The following is a 24607-nucleotide window of genomic DNA, read 5'->3' on the forward strand; positions in this document are numbered from 1 at the left end:
TGAATCAATTCCTATAACACCACCAGATATTCCGTCGGCGGGTTAGGCACGGTGGCCTGTGCGTAGCGGTGGGCGACAACCCCCTTGGTGCGCTCGACCTGGCTGATTTTCTCCAGCTCCTCAAGCAAGTCTCTCGGCAGCTGAATGTGCATGGAATAGCCCAGCTCGCTTACATCGGCCATATAGCTATCGGCTGACAGCGCCTTGACCAGCTGCTCGAAGTCCTCCTGATAGCCATACTGTTGCTCGGTAACAGCAAGCTCATGATAGTCGGGGTGCTCGCTCGGATCCCAGGAAGGCTTTTTTAACTGTTTTTCATCGCTGCTGAGTGGTTTCTCCCGCGCAGATTCGGCGGTTTGGGTCGGTGGGACGATTTTTTCACGAACGCGATTATCCCGCGCGACCTGTTCGGTAGGCGGGTTCACTGAAGGAGCTACGGTTGGCGCTCCTACCTGTATTGGGGAAACAATCATGCTGACGCTCTTCTCCGGGCATCAGCTGACGGGGTCAATCAGGCGATTGCAAGCAACACCGTCGCTACCGTACCCAGGGCTGACAGCACTTGCCCTGCAGTATAGAAATCATCGGTATTTTGCTTCACTTCATCGGGGTGATCCATACCCAATGCACCATAGGCGAACGACTCAGCGAGCTGCGTCGTTTGCGTACCATCATCAGCTTCAGTTTTCTGTTTGCCCGTGTCTGCCGCCTGCATCCGTTTCGCCTCCTCGGAGATCGATACGGAGCTTTCGCCGGTTTTCACGGAACGGGTTTGCTCAGCCGTCTGACTCCCTTCATTGGTCTTGGCTGAAGCTGCAGCCGACGCTTTTAGCGTCGCAGGCGAATAAACAGTTGTATTCGCAACACTTCCTACTGTCATTATGGCCTCTCTCCTTTACAGAGCAACTCCATTTTTAATGTATCGGCATCATTTTCGAAAAGTTTAATAAAATGTTACCGATGCGCCACACATGACCAGTATTTCGTTAAGCCTACCCGATGAAGGTCCGTAGTGCCTTCACAAACTCCTCGGGGTGCGAGATGAACGGGGCATGCGATGCCGCGGCAAACACTTGCCGCTCGGACCGGGGTGCCAGCGCATCCAGTTCGGCAGCAACCTTCACCGGCACCAGGCCGTCAAGCCGCCCGTACAAGCGCAGCCAGGGCTGAGAGATCTGATCCAGCTGCTCGCGCAAATCGACATCGGCCAACAGCTGCAATCCGGACGCCAGCGCCTTTGGATTGGGCTGGGGACGCGATAGCACCGCCTGCTTCAGCAGTTTGATGTCCTGCCTTGCCGTCGGGCTTCCCATTGCCTGCAGCGCCATAAAGCGCTCAACGGTCAGCTGGAAGTCATCACTCAGCTGGCGCTGAAAATCGTTCAATACCTGGGGCTTAATACCTCGCCATGTGTTTTCGGCTGCAAAACGCGGGGAACTGGCAACCGTTACCAGTGCATTCACCCGCTCAGGTGCCTGAATGGCAGCCTGGGTAGCCACCAGCCCGCCAAGGGACCAGCCCAACCAAATTGCAGACTCTGGTGAATTTTCAAGCAATTGGTATGCCATTTCTTCAATATTGCCAGCATGATGTTCACGACTGTGACCATAGCCGGGTAAGTCGACCAAGTGCACCCGAAAATGCGGTGTCAGCAATGGCAATAGCTGCTGCCAAACGGCCCCGTTCATGCCCCAGCCATGAATGAGAACCAGATCCGAACCTTGGCCTTCAGTTTGCCAGTGTAGCTTGGCAGTCATTTACACTTCCCTCTATGAATCGCACGAACAGGCAATAATCAGCCCGACAGGATAGTTAGGATGTTATCCCCTTTCTCGCTAAGATCAATCTTTCAATGGCCCAACCAGCACTGCCAGCTGTGCCACTTGCCGCTATGCCGGCATGAACAACTCTGGTGCCGGCACTGTCTCGACCGCTTTCCCCGGCCTCCCTATTGCGCCCGGTGCGGCGCCACCACACTGCAGCCATCCAGCCAATGCGGCCATTGTCTGTCGAAGCCGCCGCCCTGGCAGCAGTTCTACCGGCTCGGCGAGTATGACTTTCCCCTGCGCCAGCTGGTACACCAGCTCAAGTTCGGCGGTAAGTTCTGGCTGGCCGAGCCGCTCGGACACCTGCTTGGCCGACACATCACCCACCCGGCACCCGCCGTCATCCCAGTCCCGCTTCACCCGCTGCGCCGACTTTCCCGCAGCTTCAACCAAAGTACCTTGCTGGCCCGGGCAGTGGCCCGTGAAACAGACAGCCTGTGCCTGTACAATGCGATAAGCCGAACCCGCCATACCCCGGCCCAGCGCCAGCTGAGCAAAAGCGAGCGCAAGAAAAACCTCAACCAAGCCTTTATACTTAAAGCAAAGCAGCTGCCTGAACATGTCGCCATCGTCGATGATGTCGTCACCACAGGCAGTACTGTGGCAGAGCTGACGCGCCTACTCCTGCGCGGCGGAGTCCGGCAGGTCGATATCTACTGTCTCTGCTATACCCCGCCACGGAAATAATCGCAGAATGTAGCCAGAAATGTGATTAAAGCATAGTCACAACGATTAGGGGGTGATACAAAGGGCGTCTAAGAGTAGAATAGAATTAGTCTTACTAAATAAGTCAGGTATTACGTCGTGTCTATGATTACTATTTCTGAAAGTGCTCAACAGCATTTTGGCAAACTTCTTGCCCAGCAGCCGGAAGGCACTAACATCCGAGTATTCGTGGTTAATCCTGGTACTCAAAACGCAGAGTGCGGCGTGTCCTACTGCCCACCGGAAGCCGTCGAAGCCAGCGATACTGAGATTAAGCTTGAGCTGTTCTCTGCCTTCATCGACGAGCTAAGCCTACCGTTTCTTGAAGAAGCGGAAATTGACTTTGTCACCGACAAAATGGGCTCGCAGCTGACGCTAAAAGCGCCAAACGCCAAAGTTCGCAAGGTATCTGACGATGCCTCGCTGATGGAGCGTGTCGACTACGTTATCCAGACTCAGGTTAACCCGCAGCTGGCAGGCCACGGTGGTCATGTCTCTTTGGCAGAGATCACCGAAGAGGGTGTCGCTATCCTTCAGTTCGGTGGCGGCTGTAACGGCTGCTCAATGGTCGATGTCACCCTGAAGGAAGGGATCGAGAAAGAGCTGCTGGCCCAGTTCAGCGGTGAGCTGACCGGTGTGCGTGATGTTACTGAACACGCCCGTGGTGAGCACTCTTACTACTAACTGCCCAACCGCAGTATAAAAAAAGCGAGAGCCGAGGCTCTCGCTTTTTGTATCTGTATGTTCTTTGCCTTGTTGCTTTTCAGCTTGGCTATTACGACTCGACTATCGTAATTGTCACCGAGCGGCGGCCCCAGTTTCTGGCTGCCTGAATATCTTTGCCCATATAGATGTCAATCTTACGGCTCCAGCGCTTGTTCATTTTATCCAGCACCACGTACTCCCCCGGCAACCCGGAAATCTTCACCTTGGTCCCGTGGGTGATCCCCATCTTCAGCAGATCACGGGATACAGCAATCACCTTCATCCCCGGCTTCAGGCGATCGCCCCAGGCCGCAATAGTCGGATTGCTATTGGTCTGAGCACGAACAGAATTATAGGCTGTCGCCGTTACTTTTAACGTCTTGCCCTGCATACTCGCCAGTGCGGAGGTTCCCCAGCCCAGCGCCATAACGGCCAATATGAAGCCAACTATTGCTTGTTTCATTTACACTACCTGTTCAATAATTGAGCGCATTTAAACAAATAGCCAGCCCCATGTGTAGCCCTTTTTTGCTGCAAAATTGACCAATTAGAGTTGAAAAAATATAACTCTTTGTTTGCGTTAACAGCTTCTTGATGCGCCATGGATAAGTTTTTTTATTGCTTGTAGACAGATATCACCCAGTGTCAGCAAAGACTTACATAGCTGCCTACAAACAAGGCTTACCACCAGGCCTGTAACCAGTGATCGGCCAGCAAGACCACAAACAACGCCAGCAGGTGCCAGATGGAATACTTGAACGTTGCCCATGCGTGACCGGGAGAGTCGGCAAACTTCAACTTGACGGCATAGGCCACGAAACCGAGGTTCAGCACCGTACTACCGACCAGATACAGGGCGCCGCTCATTCCGGTCAGCCACGGCAACAAACCAACCAACGCCAGCAAAACGGTATAAAGCAGCACCATGGTCTTGGTGAATGCAATCCCATGGGTAACCGGCAACATAGGGATCCCGGCCTTGGCATAGTCATCCCGGCGGTGAATAGCCAGCGCCCAGAAGTGCGGCGGAGTCCAGGTAAACACCAGCATCACCAGCAACAGGGCATGCGGGTCAAGCTGCCCGGTTACCGCCGTCCAGCCCAGCAGCGGCGGTGCCGCCCCGGCCAGCCCGCCGATCACGATATTCTGCGGCGTCGCATGTTTCAGCCACACCGTATAGATAACCGCATAACCAACTAAGCTGGCAAAGGTCAGCCAGGCCGTCAGGGCATTCAACTGCCACAGCAAGGCAAAACCGGCCACCATCAGGACAGAAGCAAAGGCAACCGCCTTGGGGGTTTCGATCCGCCCCTTGGCCAGCGGACGGTGGTGTGTCCGGGCCATCTGGGCGTCAAAACGCCGGTCCAGCACATGGTTAAAGGCGGCGGCCGCCGCCGACTGCAAGCCGATACCCGCCAGACCAAAGACCACAGCCTTCAGCGGCGGGATATCCGAGACTGCCAAACACATTCCGACCAGTGCTGTCAGCAGCAACATCGCCACCACCTTGGGTTTGGTCATGGTCAGGTAATCCTGCCAAACCCGCTGGCGATGACGGGCTAATTTAAGGCCGGCGCTGCCAGCCAACTGTACTTTAGCCATGATTTCAGCCCTCCCTAGCATTATTCCAATGACTTCGAAGCGGTGTCCGATAGCTGTAAATTTGATAGTTTGCTGCCACCAGCGTCAGCAGCAGCATTGCCCCGACGACGTTATGCCCAACGGCCACCAGCAGCGGCAGGCTGGCAACAATATTGGTAATCCCCAGTGACAGCTGTAGCAGCAAGGCACCGCTGACGGCCAGTGCCAGCCCGCGCAAGATAGCGAACTGCCACAACCGCCAAACCAGTACCAGCAAGACCACGGTGGTTAGCGCCGCCCCCAGCCGGTGTGCGACATGTATAGAGACGCGCTGGGGAAAATTCAGGACGCCATACTGGTAACTGTCGTGCTCTGGCTGGATCGGATTAAAAGCCGAGAGATCGAAATGCTGCTGCCAGTCCACTTCGCATATCGGCAACTGGGTACAGACAACAGCCGCATAGTTGGCTGCTGTCCAGCCCCCTAGCGCCACCTGGCCGATAGTCACCGCCAAGGCCGCGGCCGCCAGCAGTGATGCGCCCGTCAATGAATGGGATGAGGAATGCCGGTGAAACTGGCTAACAATCCGGGCTTCGCGGCGGCGTACCCGCAGCGCCAGCAACAGCAGCAAGGCCGCGGTGGTAAACCCTCCTAGCAAATGCCCCATCACCACCACCGGCATCAATGACATCGTCACCGTCCACATTCCGAGCACGGCCTGGAAGATCACCGTACCAAGCAGCAGCGCCGGCAGGCCCCGCGGGGTATTCCGGCGCCGCCAGGCAATCAGATTAATGAGAAGGATAAAGATCCCCAGCGTACCGGCCAGATAACGGTGAAGCATCTCATTCCAGGCTTTCTCGATATCGACCGGGCTGTCGGGAAATGCCGCCAGCGCCTGAAGTTGCTGCTCACTGGTCTGGGGAACGGTGGCAAAGCCATAACATCCCGGCCAGTCCGGACAGCCGAGTCCGGCTTCAGTCAGCCGCGTATAGGCACCCAGTGCAATCACGCAGAGAGAGAGCGCAAAGGTTACATAGACAAGATATTTAAAACGAAACAACCCCATAGCCACTCCTTAGCCAATCTTTGATACCTTCAGCAACCGCTTCAGATCACGGAGCAAATCCTTGCCCTGAGCAAGAATCGCAGCGCGTCCCTTGACCAGGGGATAGGCCATCATGACATTGCCGAGGGGATCGGCAATGTAGATAGCCCGGGCACCGTATTCCAGCGTCCGGAGCTGCTCTATTATATGATCTGGCGCCAGCACCTGCTCCACACCCTGCAGTTGGTCGTCTTCCGGCTGGTTCGCCTCAGTCACCAGCAGCACACTTCCCACCCGGTCCTGCCCGGCCCCGACGGCGAGCGGTATTTGCCTCAGGTTAAACAGTGCACCGGCACAAAGCTCATCGCACTCGTCAGGCATCAGGTAAACCAGCTGCCACTTACCTTTCTGGCCGAGCCAGTCAGCGGCGACCGGCGTCGACAGCAACTCACCGCGGTTGGTCACCCCGCCCTGGTACCAGTTCAAATCGAGCACCAGCTTGGCCAGTGCCACCGGCAGCAAAAACGCACTGAGTAACAACAACAACGTTCCGTGTTTCTTCATACCTTGCTCCGTTTCAACCACCAGGCAGCCAGCCCGGTTATGGCAACAGCCATTAAAAACCACTGCACCGCATAGGCGTAATGCTTCTGGGGGCCAACAACAACCGGGGTCCATGTCTGTTGCAGGGCTATCGAGTTGTCAGGGTCGATCTGTAGTACCCATGGCTTAAGCGGCAATGCCATCTTCTCGCTCAACTGGTCGATATGCAGATTTTGCACCCGTATCGGCCAATCGGATTCCAGCGGGGCCGAACGCAATTCCAGCAATAACGACGGGGGCGCAATCACCCCGGAAATTCTCAGCTCGCCATGATGTTCGGGCAGCACCGGGGTTTGCTCCCGATAATCTGGGGCCGCAATCCAGCCAAGATTCACCAGCACCCAGCCGTTGTCAGCCTCGAAGGGATACAACACATGATAGCCCGGCCTGCCGCGGTAAAGCTGGTTGTCGAGCAGCACCGCCTTGCTGTGGTCAAACTCGCCATGCAGGGTCAGGCTGTACCAGCGCGGATCGCCGGGCAGGCTGGCCAGGCTGTAATACATCTGGTCGCTGCGGTATTTCAGCGCCGAGCTCAATGCCTCTTTCTCCTGCGCCCGCGACAGTTGCCAAAAACCAAGCTTGACCAATGTCACCAGTACCGCCACAGTAAAAAGTATGAAACCTATCCTTCGCATGTTCACCTGTGATCTGTTGGAGTACCTATGCTGCTGAAAGCCATTATCGTCTGCCTGCTGGTGTTTATTGTTCTGAACCTGTTCCGTGCCCTGCCCGCGATGCTCAAAAGCCAGGGCAAACAGCCGATGAGTCACTACCTCGGGCGGCGGGTGATGATTTCTGTCATCGTTTTTGCCCTGCTGCTGATCGCGATCGCCAGCGGGTATATCTCACCGAACCCAAGGCCGTATTGAGCCTCTCGTCCCCTTTTATGGTCTCCTAGAGGATATAGACGAAGACGAACAGCCCGAGCCATACGACATCGACAAAGTGCCAGTACCAGGCGCCGGCCTGAAAGGCAAAATGCTTCTCGGACGTGAAATGGCCCCTTAGCACCCGCAGCCAGACAATAAACAGGATCAGGGTCCCCAGCGTCACATGAAGGCCGTGAAATCCGGTAAGCAGAAAGAAGGTATTGCCGTAAATACCGGAATCCAGCATCAGTCCCATATCCTGATAGGCGTGGATATACTCAACCCCCTGAAGGTAGACAAACAGTGAACCCAGCAACACCGTCAGCAGCAGGAACAGCGTCAGCCGCTGCCGGTCACCCTGCTCAAGGGCGGTATGGGCAATATGGACCGTTACCGACGAGGTCAGCAGGATCATGGTGTTATACAGCGGCAGTCCCAGCGGCCCCATCCCCTGGGTTTCGGTGCCGCCCGGCGTCAGTACCAGAGGCCACTGGGCAATAAATTCCGGCCACAGTACCTCATGGGTCATCGCGTTATTTCCCGCCCCGCCGAGCCAGGGCACGGCTATCATCCGGGCATAGAAAAGCGCCCCAAAAAAGGCGGCAAAAAACATTACCTCCGAGAAGATGAACCAGCTCATCCCCTGCTTGAACGAACGATCCATCTGGCTGCTGTACAGCCCGCCCATGGACTCGCGGATAACATCCCGAAACCAGCCTACCAGCATCAGCAGCAACAGGCCGACACCGGACAACAGGATCCACGGTCCCTGGCCGTTAAACAGATCGCCAACCGTCGCGCCGGCACCAAGGGCAATCAGAAACAGGGCAGCCGCGCCGACGATGGGCCAGACGCTAGCCTCCGGCACATAGTAGTTTTCATGGGGCGTTTTCATTGATTGATCATGTTCAGTGTAAGGATTCGCCATCTTTCTACCTCATTGCGTTTGTGCCGTGGCTGTCGGCTGGGCGTTATATAAGGTATATGCCAACGTCAGGGTATTGATGTCCTCGGGCAGTTCCGGGTCAACATAGAATATGAGAGGCAGCTGTGCCGACTCCCCCGCTTCAAGCGGCTGACGGTTAAAGCAAAAGCATTCAATCTTGTTAAAATACTGGGCACCGAGACCGGGCGTGACCGAGGGCACAGCCTGGCCGATACTCGCCTGCCGGGTCAGGTTGCGGGCGGCATAGTTGATAGTCTGGGTTTCGCCGGGATGGACCACCATCCGGCGCACCTCGGGCTCGAAGGTCCATTCCATTCCCGGGTTGATATAGGCCACGAACTCCACCGTCACCTGCCGCTGGGTATCGACCTTCATGCTGGATACGGCCGGGGTATCCGCCGTCTTGCCATTGATGCCGGTAATATCGCAAAAGACGTCATACAGCGGCACCAGCGCAAAGGCGAAGCCGAACATGGCAACGGCCATGACCACCAGCGACCATGTAGATCGCCGGGTGTTGTTGGTCTCCCGTGACGGTTCGGACGGCTTGCTCATAATGCCCCCTAGTCAATCTTCGGCGGTGTTGAGAAGGTATGGTGCGGCGCCGGAGAGGCCACGGTCCACTCCAGGCCCTCGGCCCCGTCCCACGGCTTGGCCGATGCCTTCTCGCCGCCACGGACACATTTGATGATCACGGCCAGGAAAATCAGCTGTGACAGGCCAAACAGGAATCCGCCGATACTGACAACCGCGTTAATATCGGCAAACTGCAGCGCATAGTCCGGGATACGGCGCGGCATCCCGGCCAGGCCAAGGAAGTGCATCGGGAAAAACAGAATATTGACCGAGACAATCGAGCACCAGAAGTGCCATTTCGCCAGCCTTTCATCGAACATGTAGCCGGTCCACTTGGGCAGCCAGTAATAGGCCGCCGCCATGATGGAGAAGATTGCTCCCGACACCAGGACATAGTGGAAATGTGCGACCACAAAGTAGGTATCATGATATTGGAAATCGGCCGGGGTAATGGCCAGCATCAGGCCCGAGAAGCCACCGATGGTAAACAGCACGATAAAGGCGATGGCAAACATCATCGGTATCTCGAAGGTCAGCGACCCTCGCCACATGGTTGCCACCCAGTTAAAGACCTTGACCCCAGTCGGCACCGAAATCAGCATAGTGCAGTACATAAAGAACAACTCGGCCGCCACCGGCATCCCGGTGGTAAACATGTGGTGCGCCCATACCAAAAAGCTCAAACCGGCTATCGAGGCCGTGGCATACACCATCGAACTGTAACCAAAAAGCTTCTTACGTGAAAATGCGGGGATAATAGCGGAAATAATACCGAAACTCGGCAAAATCATAATGTAGACTTCCGGATGACCAAAGAACCAGAAGATATGCTGGAACATTACCGGATCACCGCCACCGGCGGCATCGAAGAAGCTGGTGCCGAAATACTTGTCAGTCAGCACCATAGTCACCGCCCCGGCCAGCACCGGCATCACGGCAATCAGCAAGAAGGCGGTGATCAGCCAGGTCCAGACAAACAGCGGCATCTTCATATAGGTCATCCCCGGCGCCCGGAGATTGACAATGGTGACAATCACATTGATGGCACCCATGATGGAGCTGATCCCCATGATATGGATAGCAAACACAAACAAGCCGGTACTTTCCGGACTGAACGTCGTCGACAGCGGCGCATAGAAGGTCCAGCCAAAGTTGGGGCCGCCCCCTTCCATGAACAACGAAGCCAGCAGCAACGAAAAGGCAAAGGGCAAAATCCAGAAGCTCCAGTTGTTCATCCGCGGCAGTGCCATATCCGGCGCCCCGATCATCATCGGGATCATCCAGTTAGCCAGCCCGGTAAAGGCCGGCATTACGGCACCAAATACCATGATCAGGCCGTGAACTGTCGTCATCTGGTTGAAAAAGTTCGGCTCGACCAGCTGCAGGCCCGGTTGGAACAACTCGGCCCTGATCACCATCGCCATAGCACCGCCGACCAGAAACATCGCGAAGCTAAAGATCAGATACAGCGAGCCAATGTCTTTGTGGTTGGTGGTAAACAGCCAGCGTTTCAGCCCACTCTGATGATGTTCGTGATGGGTCTGAGTCTCTTCGACCTCGGTCTGTTCACGCAGCATATCCGTCATTCTCTCAATCTCCCTTAAAGCTCTTCACCATTGAGGACAGCCTGAACTTCTGCCGCCTGAACCGTCTCGCCCGTATTGTTGCCCCAGGCATTACGCTCATAGGTAATGACCGCCGCCAGCTGCTTCAGGCTCAGCTGCGGCCCGAATGCCTGCATGGCCGTACCGCTCTTGCCATGGACGACAACACTGATATGCTCGAGCTTTTTCGCCGGATCAATAGACACGCCCTGGCCGGCAAGGGCAGGAAAGGCACCGGGGATCCCGTTACCATTAAGCTGATGGCACATCGCACAGCGGGTGCCGTAGACCTGCTCACCCAGCTCCATCAGCTCGTCCATCGACATTTCCATAGCCAGCAGCCGCTGTTCTTCTTCATACGCCTCCTGCTGGGCGACCTTGGTTCCCTGCAGCCACTGGTCATACTCGACCTGCGTCTTGGCAATCACCACAATCGGCATGAAACCATGGTCCTTGCCGCATAGCTCGGCACACTGGCCGCGGTAAATGCCCGGTTTGTCTATCCGGGTCCAGGCCTCGTTGATAAAGCCCGGGTTGGCATCTTTCTTCACCGCAAAGTCAGGTACCCACCAGGAGTGGATCACGTCCTGCGAGGTGATCAAAAAGCGCACTTTCTTGCCGATCGGCACCACCAACGGCCTGTCGACCTCAAGCAGGTAATTGTCCCGCTTTTCACGCTGGTTCTCGATTTGAGCCGTTGTTGTTGCTAACAGCGAATAAAATTCAACATCTTCGCCAAAATAGCGATAGTGCCATTTCCATTGCGAACCGGTGACCTGAATGGTGAGATCGGATTCCGAGGTATCCTCCATCGCCAGCAACGTATTGGTAGCCGGTATCGCCATCACAATCAGGATCGCGAAGGGAATGATGGTCCAGAGGATTTCGACCTTGGTACTTTCATGGAAGGAGGCGGCCACAGCCCCTTTGGATTTGCGGTGGTGAATAATGGCCCAGAACATCACACCAAATACCACCACACCAATGACAATGCAGATATAGAGAATGGTCATATGGAGATCAAACACACGCTGGCTCACCTCAGTGACCCCCTGCGTCATATTCAAGCGCATTGTTTCGGTTTCGGCTGTCACGGGAAGCGACAGCGCCGCAACCAGCGATCCCCAGATCAAATGGCGATTCTTCACCCGGATCCCTCCTTTCCATCGTCCTGATTTACTTCAAGAGCAGGTCAATAAATGCACTTGTCCCTCTTCTAATGGGCAAAATAGTGCGAACCAAGTAACACTTTGTTTACATTTAACTTAGGACAGGATCGAAAAAAGGAGCAATAAATTACCCGGAAAAAAATCCAGTACGCAAAAGAGGTATCACAGCCAAATGACAGGCGTAGAGAGGGTGTTCGTAGGACAAAGCTCGAATCTACAAGCGAAAATGTACCAATACCGGTGTCAGGCGATATTTTAAACTAGGAATTTTTGCGATCCACCGCTGCCAGGACCGCCAGCGGGTACAATCGTGGTCCAGCGGACTGTGACTGCTGATCAGCTCCGCCCAGGGCAGCCAGTTCAAGACCTGACGCACCGGATCTTTATAGCCATGGTGATAATCGCCCGCCCCCATCTTGTTCGCGATGGCCGAGCCACAACGATCACCGGCAATCACCAGGCACACTTCAATCTGGCTAAAATGGCAGCCAATTCGCTGAACAAAGTGCACCAACTCACTGTTATTGCACTCCAGCAAGGCCTGATCACAAAGTAGCAGTACCGGCGCATTATTCATTGCAGGCAGCGACTTGAGCCAGGAAAGATCGGTCACCGAGCCGGGACGCATCGTGTAGCGTTCACTGCGGTGGAACAGGCGCTCACGCCATAACAGGTTTTCATCGGTGTCTAGCTCGAACCAGCGGCAGCGACCGTTATCAAGGCGATAAAAGCGGGTATCGAGACCGGCTCCGACATTGATGATCCAGCCGTTGGGATGACGACGCAAAAATTGCTGTACCTGGCGGTCACATTGCAGAGTCAGTGTCGCATGGAGCAATTGGCGCTCTGTTACATTGCCCGTCAGGCAGTCCGGCTTAAGGTAGCACTGGCTGCACGCGGCGGCGGCAACAGGATCATAGATCAGACCATCATCCTCCAGGCTCTCGCGGCTACGCAGCCAGAGAGGTTGGAGCAAGGCCGTGGGTATGTGGTACCGAGAAGAGTTGGTCATTATCACCTCCGTCTGATCATTTGGAGATGATAATGACTATCATTAGCTATTGCAAAGCATTCTACACAAATAATGAGCAGTTTTTCACATAGCGCAATAATCGTTAATTATATGCTACTGGCTGATGCTGCTACCGGACAAAAAACTACATCCAGTCCGCATTGCGGATCACACCAACAGCAATACCTTCAATCGATAACTGCTGATGCTTCAGGTCAACGACTATCGGGGCAAACTCCTCGTTCTCCGCATGCAACAGAACCTGGGCACCCTTTTTCTCGAGGCGTTTTACAGTGACATCGTCCTCGACACGGGCGACAACGACCTGACCATTATGGACATCCTGGGTCTTATGCACAGCCAGCAGGTCGCCATCCATAATACCGATATCTTTCATACTCATGCCATTAACCCGAAGCAGGAAGTCGGCACGAGGCTTAAACAGCGCCGGATCCACCTCGTAGTGTGTCTCGACATGCTCCTGAGCCAGAATAGGCTCACCCGCAGCCACCTGACCGATCAGCGGCAGGCCCTGCTCTGACACATCGTCATTATTTACAAGCAGACGGATCCCGCGGGATGCCCCCGGAATAATCTCTATCACTTCTTTACGTGCCAGTGCTTTAAGGTGCTCCTCGGCAGCATTGGCAGAACGGAAGCCAAGTTCACGGGCTATTTCAGCGCGTGTAGGCGGCATTCCAGAATCTTCAATTTTTGCTTTGATCAAATCAAAGACTTCTTGTTGGCGCGGCGTTAACGGCTTCATGACTCACCCTGTCTTTTTATACAGTTCACTGTGAGTATATCCAGTGTTAACAAAGTTGAAAAGACAATTGTTTACGAAAAGAGCAATTTTCCTCGATTCCATTACCTGCCCGGAAAGTCTGACCTGTGATCAATAGGTCCGGTTTTCATCATGGTTTGCCGTCAAAACCGGTGGACCAACAAATAGGCAAAAACTAACCCGCCGACCTAGTACAAAATGTCATTCAAAGAGATATTTAACTGCAAGTATGTGGTATATCGCTGCAAAACGACACGCATTTTCTGCTATCCTTGCCTCGCATTAAGACTTCGAGGCTAGTAAAAGATATGTCAAGTTGGCAGAAAATCTATCGAAAATTATTGAATTTGCCGCTTTCTCTGCTGGTTAAAACCCATTCAATACCTTCTGATCCGGTCGCTGATCTGGAACTCGATTTAGAACGACCGATTATCTATATTCTACCGTTTCGCTCCAATACCGATCTGATGACGCTGCGCAGCAGTACCGAGGAGCTGGGACTGCCCGATCCGCTGTCACCACTGGAAATCGACGGCAGGCCGTACAAACGCTATGTCTATATCTCCGACGGTCCGAGCGTCTTCGGCTCAGACGGCGAGCTCCCGCAGGAGTCCATCGATTTGTTTACCGCACTGCTTGAACAGCACAAGCAGGATGCCGAGCTCGATCTCCAGGTGGTTCCGGCAGCGATTCTCTGGGGCCGAAAGCCCGGCAAGGAAGAAAACCAGAAACCGATTCTGCGACCGCTCAACGGTCCGGAAAAGTTCTTCACTATCGTGGGTCGCGGCCGGGACTGTATGGTGCGCCTGAGCACCCCGGTTTCCCTGCGCTACATGGCCGATCACCACGGTACCGATGACTCCATCGCCCACAAACTGGCACGGGTGGCCAAGATCCACTTTTCGCGTCAACAGCTGGCCGCTTCCGGTCCGAAGCTGCCGGACCGCCATGTGCTGTTCAAACGCCTGCTGGCCTCCAAGGCCATTGAAAAAGTCGTGGCCGAAGAAGCCCAAAGCCGCGATGTGCCGGTAGAAAAGGTACGCAAAGAAGCCATTGATATGATGGAAGAAATTGCGGCAGACTTCTCCTACTCGCTGATCAAGCGCGGCGAACGCTTCCTCGGCTGGCTGTGGAACAAGCTCTACCAGGGCCTGAACATCCACAATGCCCAGCGCGTCAGGAAGCTGGCCCAGGACGGCCACGAAATTGTCTATGTTCCCTGCCACCGCAGCCATATGGACTACCTGCTGCTGTCCTACGTGCTGTACCGTGAAGGCCTGGTACCGCCTCACATAGCGGCAGGTATCAACCTGAACTTCTTCCCGGCCGGTCCGATCTTCCGCCGTGGCGGCGCTTTCTTTATTCGCCGCAGCTTCAAGGGCAACCGCCTGTATTCGACTGTTTTTCGCGAATACCTGGCAGAGCTGTTTGCCAAGGGCTATTCGGTGGAGTACTTCAGCGAAGGCGGCCGCTCACGTACCGGCCGTTTGCTGCCGGCCAAAACCGGTATGCTGTCGATGACCATTCAGGCGATGCTGCGCGGCCTGAACCGCCCGGTTACCCTGGTCCCTGTCTATATCGGGTACGAGCACGTAATGGAAGTGGCCACCTATGCCAAGGAACTGCGCGGCAAGCGCAAGGAAAAGGAAAATGTCGGGCAGGTACTGCGTACCCTGCGCAAGCTGCGCAACCTCGGCCAGGGCTATGTTAACTTCGGTGAACCGATTTCCCTGAACCATTACCTTAACGAAAATGCTCCGGAATGGCACCAGGACATCGATCCGATTGAACCGCAGCGACCACAATGGCTCAACCCGGTGGTCAACGACCTGGCCAACAAGATGATGACTCACATCAATGATGCAGCGGCAGCCAATGCCCTGACCCTATGTGCACTGGCACTCTTGGCTGCCCGCCAACGTGCCCTGAGCCGCGAGGAACTGGAACAGCAAATCGACTGCTACCTGCAGCTGCTGCGCAATGTGCCGTATTCCGAGCAGTGCACCATGCCGGAGTCAGATGCAGCAACCCTAGTTGCGCATGCCGTCGAAATGGACAAGTTTATTGTCGAGCGTGACAGCCTTGGGGATATCATCTCCCTTGACCGTCAGCAGTCGATTTTGATGACTTACTATCGCAACAATATTATTCATCTGTTCGCCCTGCCGTCACTGATCGCCCACATCGTGGTGCAGCATCAGCGCCTGAGCCTGGAAGCGCTCCGCCAGCAGGTCGAACTGCTGTATCCGTTCCTCAAGTCCGAGCTCTTCCTGCGTCACGATAAGGAATCGCTGGGTGAAGTCATCGACAGTCAGATAGCCGAACTGGTACGCCAGCGTCTGGTGCTGACTGACGGTGAGTATATTGAGCTGAACAATGCCCGTATCGGTCCGCTGCAGTTGCTGGCACGTACCATCTCGGAAACTCTTCAGCGTTATGCTATCGCCCTGACGCTGCTGCGTTCCGAGCCTCAACTGATGAAGAGCGATCTGGAACAGCAAAGCCAGATGATGGCCCAGCGCCTGAGCCGACTTCACGGCATCAATGCACCGGAATTCTTCGACAAAGGGGTATTCGCCACATTAGTCAAGACGCTGCGTAGCGAAGGCTATCTCAACGATGAATGCCATGCGGTGTCCCGTCCGGTTGAAACCCTGGCCGAACTGCTCGCCGCCCTGGTTTCTCCGGAAGTCAAACTGACCATTCAGGCCGTAATGAACCGGGAAGACAAAGTGGAAGAGGTTGAGCCGAGCGCCTAAGTCGCACCGGCCCCAACTTATCCCACAGACACGAAGCTGGCCTTGCAGGCCAGCTTTTTTTAGCTTTGCCGACAACGGCCAGAGCATCAACATCGTGCAACCATGTTACCCATCCAAAAGCCCGCCAACTTGTATGACAGGGACAAGAGTGCAGCATGTACAGCTTTTTACCTACCGTAGCACAATTGCTCGAAAAGCTGTCCAGACGGCAAGATAAACGCTAAGCAATTGTTTTTAAACGTGGCAAATACAGCACATAAAAAAGCAAACTGACACCTGACAGCTTGTACAGCTTTTGGGTCACCTGAGGTCAAAAACCTTCCCACGAGATGCTCCGCCACAGCGGCCCCCCTCCACCCACCGGAATCCAGGCATAAAAAAAGCGCCTTTCGGCGCTTTTCATCATCCGTAACGGGGCATTACCCCAGGCTCACACCGGCACCAATACCGATGCACACCAGCATACCGACATAGTTATTATTGAGAAACGCCTTGAAGCACGGATCGCGCTCACGCTCGCGGATCAGCATCTGCTGGTAGACAAACAGGCCAGCTGCCAGGAGCAAAAACCAGTAGTACAACTGATGCAATCCCATCATGGCACCTATCGCAATGAGCAGAACCAAGGCCCCGAGCTGCAGCAGCCCGACAATAATTTTATCGGAACGGCCAAACAAAATTGCCGTCGACTTAATGCCGACCTTCAAATCATCATCACGATCCACCATTGCATACTGGGTATCATAGGCAACGGTCCACAAAATATTGGCAACAAACAGCAACCAGGCCACAACAGGCAGCTCACCGGCCTGTGCCGCATAAGCCATCGGAATAGACCAGCCAAATGCCATTCCCAGTACCAACTGAGGCAGGTGGGTATAGCGCTTCATAAACGGATAGGCCGCTGCCAGCAGCAAACCAACCACCGACAGCATAATGGTCAGCCGGTTCATCGTCAGCACCAACAAGAATGAAATCAGGACCAGCAGCCCAAACAGGCCGAGCGCCTCCCGCTCAGTGATCTTGCCAGACGGCATCGGGCGCTGGGCCGTACGCTTGACGTGGCCATCAAAATTCCGATCCGCAAAGTCATTGATCACACAGCCTGCCGCCCGCATAAAAATCACGCCGAAAACGAATACGACCAACACCTGCGGATTGGGAAACCCGTCGGCGGCCAGAAACAATGCCCATAGCGTCGGCCAAAGCAGCAGCAGGCTGCCGATGGGGCGGTCAAACCGTGCCAGTTGCCAATACGCTTTTGCTTTGCTCAGTTCCAACTCTGACTCTCCTTTGCATAGACCGGGGCTGCTTCCAGAAACAGCTCCGCGACCAGTAGCGGTTTTTCGTTAATCCACAACCTCGAGCGTCGGGCCCACAGAGGGTCAGTGCAAGTACCGACGTTGGCGACAACCAGTGCATCCCGGCGGGCACTGCGATCGGTGAACACCCGAAGCCCTAGCGGCATCTCGCCAAGCTGTTCCAAATCACTCTCCTGTCCGGTCAGCGTCGATGCCGGGATCAGTGTGCGGGCAAACACCCAGGGGATCCCGTCTCCCATCAACACCACTTTACGTAACAGGCAGTCAACATCACCGATTAATGCTCTTTCATCATCCGATAGCTGTGACTTATGAATTCTTGTCTGTTCAATCAAAGACACTGTGAAATGGTCGCAATGACGCTGAAAACGTCGTGACAATGAATCCGGTTCTAGCAACCAATGCCCAAACCCCGTCCCTTCCAAGGCTGTCTCTTCCGGTGCCTGCCACTGGGCACGATCCAGCAAGGGCTTATACAACTGCTTGAATTTCGACATCTTTCTAATATAAACCCCACCAAACTGTTATCTAACACTTGGTAGAATCAGGTTAATTTATTACCATAAGGAAACACTATTGTAGCAAGCTGTAACGGGTACGAATATCGTTACGATCGAAAGAAAGTAATTCATTGCCTGAAAAGGCTGTAAATCCATGAGTAAAATAATGAAACCGACAATCTTTGGCTTTACCCTATTTATTGCAGCCCTGATGGCCCCATTTTATGCCTCGGCAGAAGATGCCGAAACGGCAACCCCTCAATATACATATTTTACTCTTGAGCCTGACATCACCACCAACTATGTCACCCAAGGGAAGAAAATCGGCTACCTGAGACTCCAGGTTGACCTGATGGTGTCCGATCCGGATTTGATTGCCAAGCTGGAGCACCATGCACCGCTGATCCGCGATGCCATTATTAACATTATCGGCCAGCAGCCCGAAGCCAGGATCAAATCCCTGGCCGGCAGAGAGGAAATCCGCCTGGCCTGCCTGAATAAGGTCAATGAGTTGCTGATCATGGAAACAAAACAACGCATCCTCACCGAGCTGCTGTTTACCAAGTATCTGTACCAGTGATCGCGGACATTCCAGGCTCCTGAACCAACCCCAAAAACTAAAAAAGGCGCTCATCGAGCGCTTTTTTACTATCCGGATCTATTGATTATGCCGCGGCAACCGCATGTGATGGCCGCTTTGTCTGAATATAGTCCGCCACGGCCAACTGCTGCTCAGTGCTCAGATACAAACCCAACTTGCTGCGGCGCCACAGTGCATCCTCGGCAACCTGGACAAATTCATGCTCCATCAGATAATCCAGCTCGCGGGCATACAGACCTTCGCCAAAGTGCTGCCCCATATCGGCTTCTGAGGTTACCCCTTCAAGAACTTTAACCGCATAGCTACCGTAGTTGGTTGCCAATCGCTCTACGGTAAAACGCGACAGCCACGGGCACTGCATTTTCAGGCGGGTTGCCAATTGCTCACCGTCAAAATCAGCCTCGCCACCCGGCAGGTAGGACTCTGCCGTCCAGCTCTGGCCCATACGCGGAAAGAAAGGTGCCAGCTTGGTCATCGCCGCCTCAGCCAGCTTACGGTATGTCGTCAGCTTGCCACCGAAGATCGACAGCAGCGGCGGCTGATTGCCTTCCTGCTCCAGCTCCAGTGTATAGTCACGGGTAATGGCCTGTGGTGAGTCAGACTCATCATCGCAAAGCGGTCTTACCCCACTGTAGGTCCAGACCACATCCTCGCGCTTGAGCTTGCTGACGAAGTGATGGTTATACGCCTCGAGCAAATAGTTGATCTCATTGTCGTCAATCGCCACTTCGCGCGGATCGCCCTGGTACTCAACATCAGTCGTGCCGATAATCGAGAACCGGTCCAAATAAGGGATCACAAAGACAATGCGGTTATCCTCGTTTTGCAGAATATACGCCTGAGGCTCGTCGTGAACACGGGGAACGACAATGTGCGAGCCCTTGATCAAGCGGATATTGCGCGGAGACGGCGCCTCCAGACTCTGATCGTAAAATGCCTTCACCCACGGGCCAGCAGCATTGACCAGCGCATGCGCCTTACGCTCGAATGTCTCGCCAGTCAGCATATCGCGAATGGTGACCTGCCAAAGATCATCATGCTGCTCAGCCTTTTCCACCTTGCAGCGGTTACGCACCTCGCCGCCTCGGGCAGCGACCTCCATCGCATTAAGCACCACCAGGCGGGCATCATCAACCCAGCAATCGGAATATTCGAACCCCTTGGTGATTTCCGGCACCAATACCGACTCTGGGCCAAATTTCAGTCCCTGGCTTGCCGGCAGTGTTGTCCGCTTGCCCAGGTGATCATAAAGAAACAGACCAGCACGGATCATCCAGGCCGGGCGCAGATGGGGGCGATGGGGCAGGCGAAAGCGCATCGGACGGGCAATATGCGGAATTTTGCGCAGCAACACCTCGCGTTCTGCCAGTGCCTCACCCACCAAACGAAACTCATAATGCTCGAGATAGCGCAAGCCGCCGTGGATCAACTTGGAGCTGGCAGATGACGTTGCCGACGCAAAGTCACTGGCCTCAAACAGCCCGACCCGCAAGCCACGTCCGGCCGCATCGGCCGCAATACCTGCGCCGTTAATTCCGCCGCCAACGACAATCAGATCCAATACTTCAGTTGCTGCTACCCTCATACCACCACCTCAATCGAAAATAAAAAGTTCACAAACGCTCACTAATGTTCGTTATCGAGCATAATAGACGAGATTTTGCGGAAGATCATCATTTTTATTTTCGAGTTGTTACACCAAAGCGATGTAGGTAACATATTTGATACAAAAAAAACGGGCTGCCATTATGGCAGCCCGCAGCTATGATATTGATTTAATTAGCTGTCAGCGACTAGGCTGACCCCGCACTAATTAATAATTTCGATATGAATTTCATTTTCAACCAGGCGCTTAGCCAGCTCTTCTGGCGGATTCTGATCCGTAAACAGCATATCAATCTGACTGATATCACCGAGGTTGACCATCGCATTACGGCCAAACTTGGTATGATCGACCCCCAGCATGACACAGCGACTGTTTTCGATAATTGCCTGCTTTACCCGTACTTCATGGTAGTCGAAGTCCAGCAGGGAGCCATCCAGGTCAATCCCGCTGATCCCCATGATGCCGAAGTCGAGCCTGAACTGAGAAATAAAATCGAGGGTCGCCTCGCCAACAATACCACCGTCCCGGTTACGGACCTCTCCACCCGCCAAGATAACGCGGAAATCATCTTTGCCGGTCAGGATACTGGCAACATTGAGGTTGTTAGTTACGATGCGCAGATCGTTATGCTCAAGCAAAGCGCGGGCAACAGCTTCGGGTGTGGTGCCGATATCGATAAACAGGGTGGCACCATCAGGAATATGCTCCACCATGGCCTTGGCAATACAGTCTTTCTCGGCCAGCTGCATCACTTTGCGGGTGTTGTATGACGTGTTTACCGAGCTTGACGGGATGGTGGCGCCTCCATGATGACGGCGAATTTTGTTATCTGCTGCCAATTCATTGAGATCGCGACGAATAGTTTGCGGGCTGACATTAAAACGCTCTACCAGATCGTCAGTGCTGACGTAGCCCTGGGTTTTAACGAGATCGATGATTTCCTGGTGACGTTTGCTTTGCTTCACGACTAACGCTGCTCCTAGTTGCAACAAGGCTCCGCGAATGCGAAGCCTTGTCATATTACCTAGAGCGTTACCAAGATGCCAATGATGGCGATCTCAATCACGCATTTTGCTCTACTTGTCCTGCAATAGCTTCTTTGTGAAGCTTACTTTCACCGATCAAGGCCAGTGTCAGGAAGAAGATAGACAGACCACAAGCCGAGGTCAGGACCAGGAAGCCGCCGTCCCAACCGAAGTGGTCCACGGTGTAGCCCAGAATCGCATTTGCCGCTACCGCACCGCCAAGGTAACCAAACAGGCCGGTCAGACCCGCTGCAGTTCCCGCCGCTTTCTTCGGAGCCAGCTCCAGCGCGTACAGACCAATCAGCATTACCGGGCCGTAGATCAGGAAGCCGATAGCAACCAGTGCCATCATATCAATCATAGGGTTACCGGCCGGGTTGAACCAGTAGACCAGAACAGCCACGGTAACCAGCGCCATAAACAGGATCCCGGCAGGTGCACGGCGTCCCTTGAAGAACTTATCCGACATCCAGCCACACAGTAGCGTACCCGGAATACCTGCCCACTCGTACAGGAAGTAAGCCCAGGAAGACTTATCAACGGTGAAGTCTTTGACTTCGCTCAGGTATACCGGAGCCCAGTCAAGTACACCGTAGCGGATCAGGTAAACGAACGCATTGGCAATCGCAATAAACCACAACAGCTTGTTGTTAAACACATACTTGAAGAAGATTTCCTTCGCGGTCATCTCTTTCTCATGAGATTCATCGTAGTTGTCCGGGTAATCATCCTTATGCTCTTCAATCGAAGGCAGGCCACAAGACTGCGGGGTATCACGCATCACCAACAGGGTGAAGGCTGCCACCAGCAAGGCAAAGAAAGCCGGTACATAGAAGGCCGTACGCCAGTCGTCATTAAATGCCCACAAACCAAGCAGGAACATAGGACCAATCAAACCACCACCCACGTTGTGGGCAACGTTCCAGACCGATACTATCTCACCACGCTCTTTGCGTGACCACCAGTGCACCATTGTCCGCCCACAGGCCGGCCAGCCCATACCCTGGAACCAACCATTAAGGAACAACAGGATAAACATGGCAGCAATACTGCTGGTCGCCCATGGCATAAAGCCGAAGCACAGCATCACTAAGGCTGACATCGTCAGACCGGCAGCAAGGAAATACCGTGGGTTAGAGCGATCCGACACGCTTCCCATCAAGAACTTGGATAAACCGTAGGCGATGGAAACAGCGGCAAGTGCCACACCCAGATCACCGCGGCTATACCCGTATTCCTCAATCAGGAAAGGCATTGCCAGGCTAAAGTTTTTACGGACCAGGTAGTAACCAGCATAGCCAAAGAAAATACCAGCGAATAGTTGCCAACGGAGTCGCTTGTAGACGGGATCGACCTGGCCATCAGCCAGACGCTCCGTATGCAAGGCGGGTTTAAAAATGCCAAACATAAGATGTTCCTTAAAATGTTGTTGTTGTTTTAGCGATGGTTTGCGTAAACGCAATATAGGGCGAGCGAAAATAAGCAATATCGCTCAAGGTATGCAAATTATTGCGCGAATGAAGATAAATAAATGTGAAAAGAATCAAAAACGAAGATTTAATTTCCAGCTTTGGTGCTTTTACTCTAAAATTTTCAAAAAAAATTGATACAGATAGGCCAATCAACAGATTAAGTTAACTAAGGCTGACAAGCTTGATCTTAAAAGTGGTTAATTATTCGCCTTTTTATGCAGTTTGGCATCGACAATCGCCAAACCGCAGCCACTGAACAGGCCAAACAAGTGTGCCATATTGGCGACTGACATCCCAAACGGCTGGGCAAAGCCCAGTACCAGCCAAACCAACATGAAGACGACGTATGAATTAGGGAGCACCAATCCCCGTTGCGGCGCCAGCCAGCCCATCCACCAGATGTAACCCATCAATGCATAGACTACACCTGACAGGCCGCCAAAATTCGGCCCATGGAGCCAAAACTGGGCAAAACCGGAGATCAGAGCCGAAACCAGAAACACCTGAACCAGCTTCGAGCTCCCGCTGTGACGTTCGAGCTGCCCGCCCAGAAGCCACCACCACAGACAGTTAAAGATGATATGCAGTGTCGAAAAATGGATAAGGGCATGGGAGAAGAAACGCCATACCTGCCACTGGTCGCCATTCATAACCGGAAAATGAAGCAGCTCAAACACCGGCTGCTGCAGCCCGAACAGCCAAAGCCCGTAGATAACAATGGCAACGACCATGACTATCAGGCCGAAAGGGCCTGCCCCAGACTTGACCAGAGCCAACAAGCCCGGGCTATTGTAGTAAAACTTCGCCGTCCGCGATTCGGCGACGGTCCACGAAGCGGCCTGGTATTTCCTGTCGTGCGGATTGGCCAAAAACAAATTGAGCTCAACCTGTGCTTCCACCAGATGCTCGGACTCCTTCAGCCAGATAGCAACCATTCCCTCCGGCTCCGGGGCCAATACCAAGGCGATTCCGCGGGACGCCATATAGTCGATAAAGGCCTGGGCCTGACGGGCATTGTTTAATCCGGCTAACCGATGCATCTGTGGCTCCGCTATAGAGAGTGCGCCTACTCAATATAAGGATACGCCATACGTCGCCAGGCCTCGAAACCACCATCAAGACTATACACTGTTTCGTAGCCTTGATTAATCAAGTATTGTGCCGCCCCCTGGCTGCTAATACCGTGATAACACATGACAATCACAGGTTGCTCGAAATCAACCTCATTCATGAACTCGACCACGGTATCGTTGGTCAGGTGAAAAGCAGGCTCCGGATGTGACAAGGCAAATGACTGCGGATCGCGGATATCGACCAGTACAGCCTCTGAATCGGCGTGTTGTAATAATGTATATGCCTGCTCTACCGAAATATGCTCAAACTGTTCCATCGACTGCCTCACTCTGTCTGCCGCAAGCGACCTGTCACGATAGCCTGCTTTGTTATTCTGTTGATCCAAATGGCCGGATCTTCCCGACAGGCCCGAAAACGTGACGATCGTCCGGTTTGGGATCCCGACAAAAAAACCAGCCGTATTTTTGCTGCCATTTATTGTACCGCACAAAGTTACTCACAACCTTGCACAGAAAGTAGGGCTTTAACCGCCATTAACAACCTACTGCAACACCAGGCACCACAAGGCGTCAGATCAACGGTCCACAACCCCGCCCCCAGCAACTGATCAATTTACCACCAGCTGTGGAAAAAACTGTGAATAGCGTTGATAATGTGTTTCCCGACATTTGGATCCACTACATGTAGATCGGATCCGATCGAAAGCTGTGGATAACTTACCTTGTAGTACACAATTCTACCCACAAATGTGAGGTATCTCTCAGAAATCAGGTACAAAAAAACCGGCCCCAGGCCGGTTTTCAAAAATTCATCTTTGTGG

General features: G+C 53.8%; 27 protein-coding genes. 5 read left to right on the top strand and 22 right to left on the bottom strand.

The window, feature by feature from the left end:
• Positions 1 to 11: 11 nt before the first annotated feature.
• The 4 genes from L4D19_RS14290 to L4D19_RS14305 all read right to left on the bottom strand — a co-directional run bounded on the left by L4D19_RS14290 (position 12) and on the right by L4D19_RS14305 (position 2387).
• Positions 12 to 473, bottom strand: a complete 462-nt coding sequence (locus L4D19_RS14290; RefSeq protein ID WP_075766315.1) for an ATP-dependent Lon protease — start codon at positions 471 to 473, stop codon at positions 12 to 14.
• 38 nt (positions 474 to 511) lie between these two features.
• Positions 512 to 880, bottom strand: coding sequence for a hypothetical protein (locus L4D19_RS14295; RefSeq protein WP_160652529.1), 369 nt, complete (start codon positions 878 to 880; stop codon positions 512 to 514).
• 112 nt (positions 881 to 992) lie between these two features.
• Entirely contained in the window at positions 993 to 1757 is a 765-nt protein-coding gene (bioH, locus tag L4D19_RS14300; RefSeq protein WP_160652525.1) for a pimeloyl-ACP methyl ester esterase BioH, read from the bottom strand.
• Between the two features lie 132 nt (positions 1758 to 1889).
• A complete protein-coding gene (locus tag L4D19_RS14305) occupies positions 1890 to 2387 on the bottom strand; it encodes a hypothetical protein (RefSeq protein ID WP_428453078.1) in 498 nt (165 codons plus the stop codon).
• Positions 2388 to 2426: 39 nt separating this feature from the next.
• On the opposite strand from L4D19_RS14305, the gene L4D19_RS14310 reads away from it, so the two are divergent.
• Positions 2427 to 2513, top strand: coding sequence for a hypothetical protein (locus L4D19_RS14310; RefSeq protein ID WP_428453072.1), 87 nt, complete (start codon positions 2427 to 2429; stop codon positions 2511 to 2513).
• Positions 2514 to 2636: 123 nt separating this feature from the next.
• Positions 2637 to 3215 (top strand): Fe-S biogenesis protein NfuA, encoded by a 579-nt coding sequence (nfuA, locus tag L4D19_RS14315; RefSeq protein ID WP_160652728.1) that lies wholly within the window; start codon positions 2637 to 2639, stop codon positions 3213 to 3215.
• 91 nt (positions 3216 to 3306) lie between these two features.
• Here nfuA and L4D19_RS14320 read toward each other — a convergent pair whose 3' ends face one another.
• The 5 genes from L4D19_RS14320 to L4D19_RS14340 form a co-directional block, all read right to left on the bottom strand.
• On the bottom strand, positions 3307 to 3699 hold the full coding sequence (locus L4D19_RS14320) for a 3D domain-containing protein (protein WP_428453004.1): 393 nt from the start codon (positions 3697 to 3699) through the stop codon (positions 3307 to 3309).
• A gap of 218 nt (positions 3700 to 3917) precedes the next feature.
• Positions 3918 to 4838, bottom strand: coding sequence for a heme o synthase (gene cyoE, locus L4D19_RS14325; RefSeq protein WP_428453073.1), 921 nt, complete (start codon positions 4836 to 4838; stop codon positions 3918 to 3920).
• Positions 4839 to 4842: 4 nt separating this feature from the next.
• Positions 4843 to 5886, bottom strand: coding sequence for a COX15/CtaA family protein (locus L4D19_RS14330; protein WP_428453005.1), 1044 nt, complete (start codon positions 5884 to 5886; stop codon positions 4843 to 4845).
• Positions 5887 to 5895: 9 nt separating this feature from the next.
• A complete protein-coding gene (locus tag L4D19_RS14335; protein WP_428453006.1) occupies positions 5896 to 6429 on the bottom strand; it encodes a cytochrome oxidase in 534 nt (177 codons plus the stop codon).
• Positions 6426 to 7061: an SURF1 family protein gene (locus L4D19_RS14340; RefSeq protein WP_428453007.1), complete on the bottom strand. Its 636-nt coding sequence runs from the start codon at positions 7059 to 7061 to the stop codon at positions 6426 to 6428. The genes L4D19_RS14335 and L4D19_RS14340 overlap by 4 nt, the downstream gene beginning before the upstream one ends.
• 69 nt (positions 7062 to 7130) lie before the next feature.
• On the opposite strand from L4D19_RS14340, the gene L4D19_RS14345 reads away from it, so the two are divergent.
• Positions 7131 to 7337 carry a DUF2909 domain-containing protein gene (locus tag L4D19_RS14345; protein ID WP_428453008.1) on the top strand — a complete coding sequence of 69 codons (207 nt, stop codon included), beginning with the start codon at positions 7131 to 7133 and terminating at the stop codon, positions 7335 to 7337.
• A gap of 25 nt (positions 7338 to 7362) precedes the next feature.
• On the opposite strand, the gene L4D19_RS14350 is transcribed toward L4D19_RS14345, so the two are convergent.
• From L4D19_RS14350 to lexA, 6 genes are all read right to left on the bottom strand, one after another.
• Positions 7363 to 8265 carry a cytochrome c oxidase subunit 3 gene (locus L4D19_RS14350; protein WP_428453009.1) on the bottom strand — a complete coding sequence of 301 codons (903 nt, stop codon included), beginning with the start codon at positions 8263 to 8265 and terminating at the stop codon, positions 7363 to 7365.
• Positions 8266 to 8274: 9 nt separating this feature from the next.
• Positions 8275 to 8838, bottom strand: coding sequence for a cytochrome c oxidase assembly protein (locus L4D19_RS14355; protein WP_428453010.1), 564 nt, complete (start codon positions 8836 to 8838; stop codon positions 8275 to 8277).
• An 8-nt stretch (positions 8839 to 8846) separates the two neighbouring features.
• Positions 8847 to 10445, bottom strand: coding sequence for a cytochrome c oxidase subunit I (gene ctaD, locus L4D19_RS14360; protein ID WP_428453011.1), 1599 nt, complete (start codon positions 10443 to 10445; stop codon positions 8847 to 8849).
• Positions 10446 to 10459: 14 nt separating this feature from the next.
• On the bottom strand, positions 10460 to 11581 hold the full coding sequence (coxB, locus tag L4D19_RS14365) for a cytochrome c oxidase subunit II (protein ID WP_428453074.1): 1122 nt from the start codon (positions 11579 to 11581) through the stop codon (positions 10460 to 10462).
• 265 nt (positions 11582 to 11846) lie between these two features.
• Positions 11847 to 12644 (bottom strand): class I SAM-dependent methyltransferase, encoded by a 798-nt coding sequence (locus L4D19_RS14370; RefSeq protein WP_428453012.1) that lies wholly within the window; start codon positions 12642 to 12644, stop codon positions 11847 to 11849.
• 145 nt (positions 12645 to 12789) lie between these two features.
• Positions 12790 to 13410: a transcriptional repressor LexA gene (gene lexA / locus L4D19_RS14375; RefSeq protein ID WP_428453013.1), complete on the bottom strand. Its 621-nt coding sequence runs from the start codon at positions 13408 to 13410 to the stop codon at positions 12790 to 12792.
• 326 nt (positions 13411 to 13736) lie between these two features.
• Between lexA and plsB the strand changes: the two genes are divergently transcribed.
• The gene (gene plsB, locus L4D19_RS14380) at positions 13737 to 16187 is read left to right on the top strand and encodes a glycerol-3-phosphate 1-O-acyltransferase PlsB (RefSeq protein ID WP_428453075.1); all 2451 of its coding nucleotides are present in this window, start codon (positions 13737 to 13739) and stop codon (positions 16185 to 16187) included.
• A gap of 419 nt (positions 16188 to 16606) precedes the next feature.
• Here plsB and ubiA read toward each other — a convergent pair whose 3' ends face one another.
• On the bottom strand, positions 16607 to 17467 hold the full coding sequence (gene ubiA / locus L4D19_RS14385) for a 4-hydroxybenzoate octaprenyltransferase (protein WP_160652484.1): 861 nt from the start codon (positions 17465 to 17467) through the stop codon (positions 16607 to 16609).
• Positions 17458 to 18006, bottom strand: coding sequence for a chorismate--pyruvate lyase family protein (locus L4D19_RS14390; protein WP_428453014.1), 549 nt, complete (start codon positions 18004 to 18006; stop codon positions 17458 to 17460). The genes ubiA and L4D19_RS14390 overlap by 10 nt, the downstream gene beginning before the upstream one ends.
• Positions 18007 to 18163: 157 nt before the next feature.
• On the opposite strand from L4D19_RS14390, the gene L4D19_RS14395 reads away from it, so the two are divergent.
• Entirely contained in the window at positions 18164 to 18589 is a 426-nt protein-coding gene (locus tag L4D19_RS14395) for a flagellar basal body-associated protein FliL (protein ID WP_428453015.1), read from the top strand.
• 85 nt (positions 18590 to 18674) lie between these two features.
• Here the strand turns inward: L4D19_RS14395 and glpD are convergent, their stop codons facing one another.
• The 5 genes from glpD to glpE form a co-directional block, all read right to left on the bottom strand.
• Positions 18675 to 20195, bottom strand: a complete 1521-nt coding sequence (gene glpD / locus L4D19_RS14400) for a glycerol-3-phosphate dehydrogenase (RefSeq protein WP_428453016.1) — start codon at positions 20193 to 20195, stop codon at positions 18675 to 18677.
• 224 nt (positions 20196 to 20419) lie between these two features.
• Positions 20420 to 21181, bottom strand: a complete 762-nt coding sequence (locus tag L4D19_RS14405; protein ID WP_160652477.1) for a DeoR/GlpR family transcriptional regulator — start codon at positions 21179 to 21181, stop codon at positions 20420 to 20422.
• 97 nt (positions 21182 to 21278) lie between these two features.
• Positions 21279 to 22649, bottom strand: a complete 1371-nt coding sequence (gene glpT / locus L4D19_RS14410) for a glycerol-3-phosphate transporter (protein WP_428453017.1) — start codon at positions 22647 to 22649, stop codon at positions 21279 to 21281.
• Positions 22650 to 22910: 261 nt separating this feature from the next.
• The gene (gene glpG / locus L4D19_RS14415) at positions 22911 to 23753 is read right to left on the bottom strand and encodes a rhomboid family intramembrane serine protease GlpG (protein WP_428453018.1); all 843 of its coding nucleotides are present in this window, start codon (positions 23751 to 23753) and stop codon (positions 22911 to 22913) included.
• A 26-nt stretch (positions 23754 to 23779) separates the two neighbouring features.
• Positions 23780 to 24103, bottom strand: coding sequence for a thiosulfate sulfurtransferase GlpE (glpE, locus tag L4D19_RS14420; protein WP_428453076.1), 324 nt, complete (start codon positions 24101 to 24103; stop codon positions 23780 to 23782).
• Positions 24104 to 24607: the final 504 nt, after the last annotated feature.

This window comes from Photobacterium kasasachensis (assembly GCF_050336885.1).
GTDB classification, from domain to species: domain Bacteria; phylum Pseudomonadota; class Gammaproteobacteria; order Enterobacterales; family Vibrionaceae; genus Photobacterium; species Photobacterium kasasachensis.

Coding starts and splice junctions, on each gene's coding strand:
- glpD (WP_428453016.1), bottom strand. CDS start 20,195: ATGAGGGTAGCAGCAACTGAAGTATTGGATCTGATTGTCGTTGGCGGC.
- L4D19_RS14295 (WP_160652529.1), bottom strand. CDS start 880: ATGACAGTAGGAAGTGTTGCGAATACAACTGTTTATTCGCCTGCGACG.
- L4D19_RS14345 (WP_428453008.1), top strand. CDS start 7,131: ATGCTGCTGAAAGCCATTATCGTCTGCCTGCTGGTGTTTATTGTTCTG.
- L4D19_RS14350 (WP_428453009.1), bottom strand. CDS start 8,265: ATGGCGAATCCTTACACTGAACATGATCAATCAATGAAAACGCCCCAT.
- L4D19_RS14370 (WP_428453012.1), bottom strand. CDS start 12,644: ATGACCAACTCTTCTCGGTACCACATACCCACGGCCTTGCTCCAACCT.
- L4D19_RS14335 (WP_428453006.1), bottom strand. CDS start 6,429: ATGAAGAAACACGGAACGTTGTTGTTGTTACTCAGTGCGTTTTTGCTG.
- glpG (WP_428453018.1), bottom strand. CDS start 23,753: ATGCATCGGTTAGCCGGATTAAACAATGCCCGTCAGGCCCAGGCCTTT.
- L4D19_RS14355 (WP_428453010.1), bottom strand. CDS start 8,838: ATGAGCAAGCCGTCCGAACCGTCACGGGAGACCAACAACACCCGGCGA.
- bioH (WP_160652525.1), bottom strand. CDS start 1,757: ATGACTGCCAAGCTACACTGGCAAACTGAAGGCCAAGGTTCGGATCTG.
- L4D19_RS14330 (WP_428453005.1), bottom strand. CDS start 5,886: ATGGGGTTGTTTCGTTTTAAATATCTTGTCTATGTAACCTTTGCGCTC.
- L4D19_RS14395 (WP_428453015.1), top strand. CDS start 18,164: ATGAGTAAAATAATGAAACCGACAATCTTTGGCTTTACCCTATTTATT.
- cyoE (WP_428453073.1), bottom strand. CDS start 4,838: ATGGCTAAAGTACAGTTGGCTGGCAGCGCCGGCCTTAAATTAGCCCGT.
- L4D19_RS14305 (WP_428453078.1), bottom strand. CDS start 2,387: ATGTTCAGGCAGCTGCTTTGCTTTAAGTATAAAGGCTTGGTTGAGGTT.
- ctaD (WP_428453011.1), bottom strand. CDS start 10,445: ATGACGGATATGCTGCGTGAACAGACCGAGGTCGAAGAGACTCAGACC.
- plsB (WP_428453075.1), top strand. CDS start 13,737: ATGTCAAGTTGGCAGAAAATCTATCGAAAATTATTGAATTTGCCGCTT.
- nfuA (WP_160652728.1), top strand. CDS start 2,637: ATGATTACTATTTCTGAAAGTGCTCAACAGCATTTTGGCAAACTTCTT.
- glpT (WP_428453017.1), bottom strand. CDS start 22,649: ATGTTTGGCATTTTTAAACCCGCCTTGCATACGGAGCGTCTGGCTGAT.
- lexA (WP_428453013.1), bottom strand. CDS start 13,410: ATGAAGCCGTTAACGCCGCGCCAACAAGAAGTCTTTGATTTGATCAAA.
- L4D19_RS14290 (WP_075766315.1), bottom strand. CDS start 473: ATGATTGTTTCCCCAATACAGGTAGGAGCGCCAACCGTAGCTCCTTCA.
- L4D19_RS14320 (WP_428453004.1), bottom strand. CDS start 3,699: ATGAAACAAGCAATAGTTGGCTTCATATTGGCCGTTATGGCGCTGGGC.
- glpE (WP_428453076.1), bottom strand. CDS start 24,103: ATGGAACAGTTTGAGCATATTTCGGTAGAGCAGGCATATACATTATTA.
- L4D19_RS14390 (WP_428453014.1), bottom strand. CDS start 18,006: ATGTCGAAATTCAAGCAGTTGTATAAGCCCTTGCTGGATCGTGCCCAG.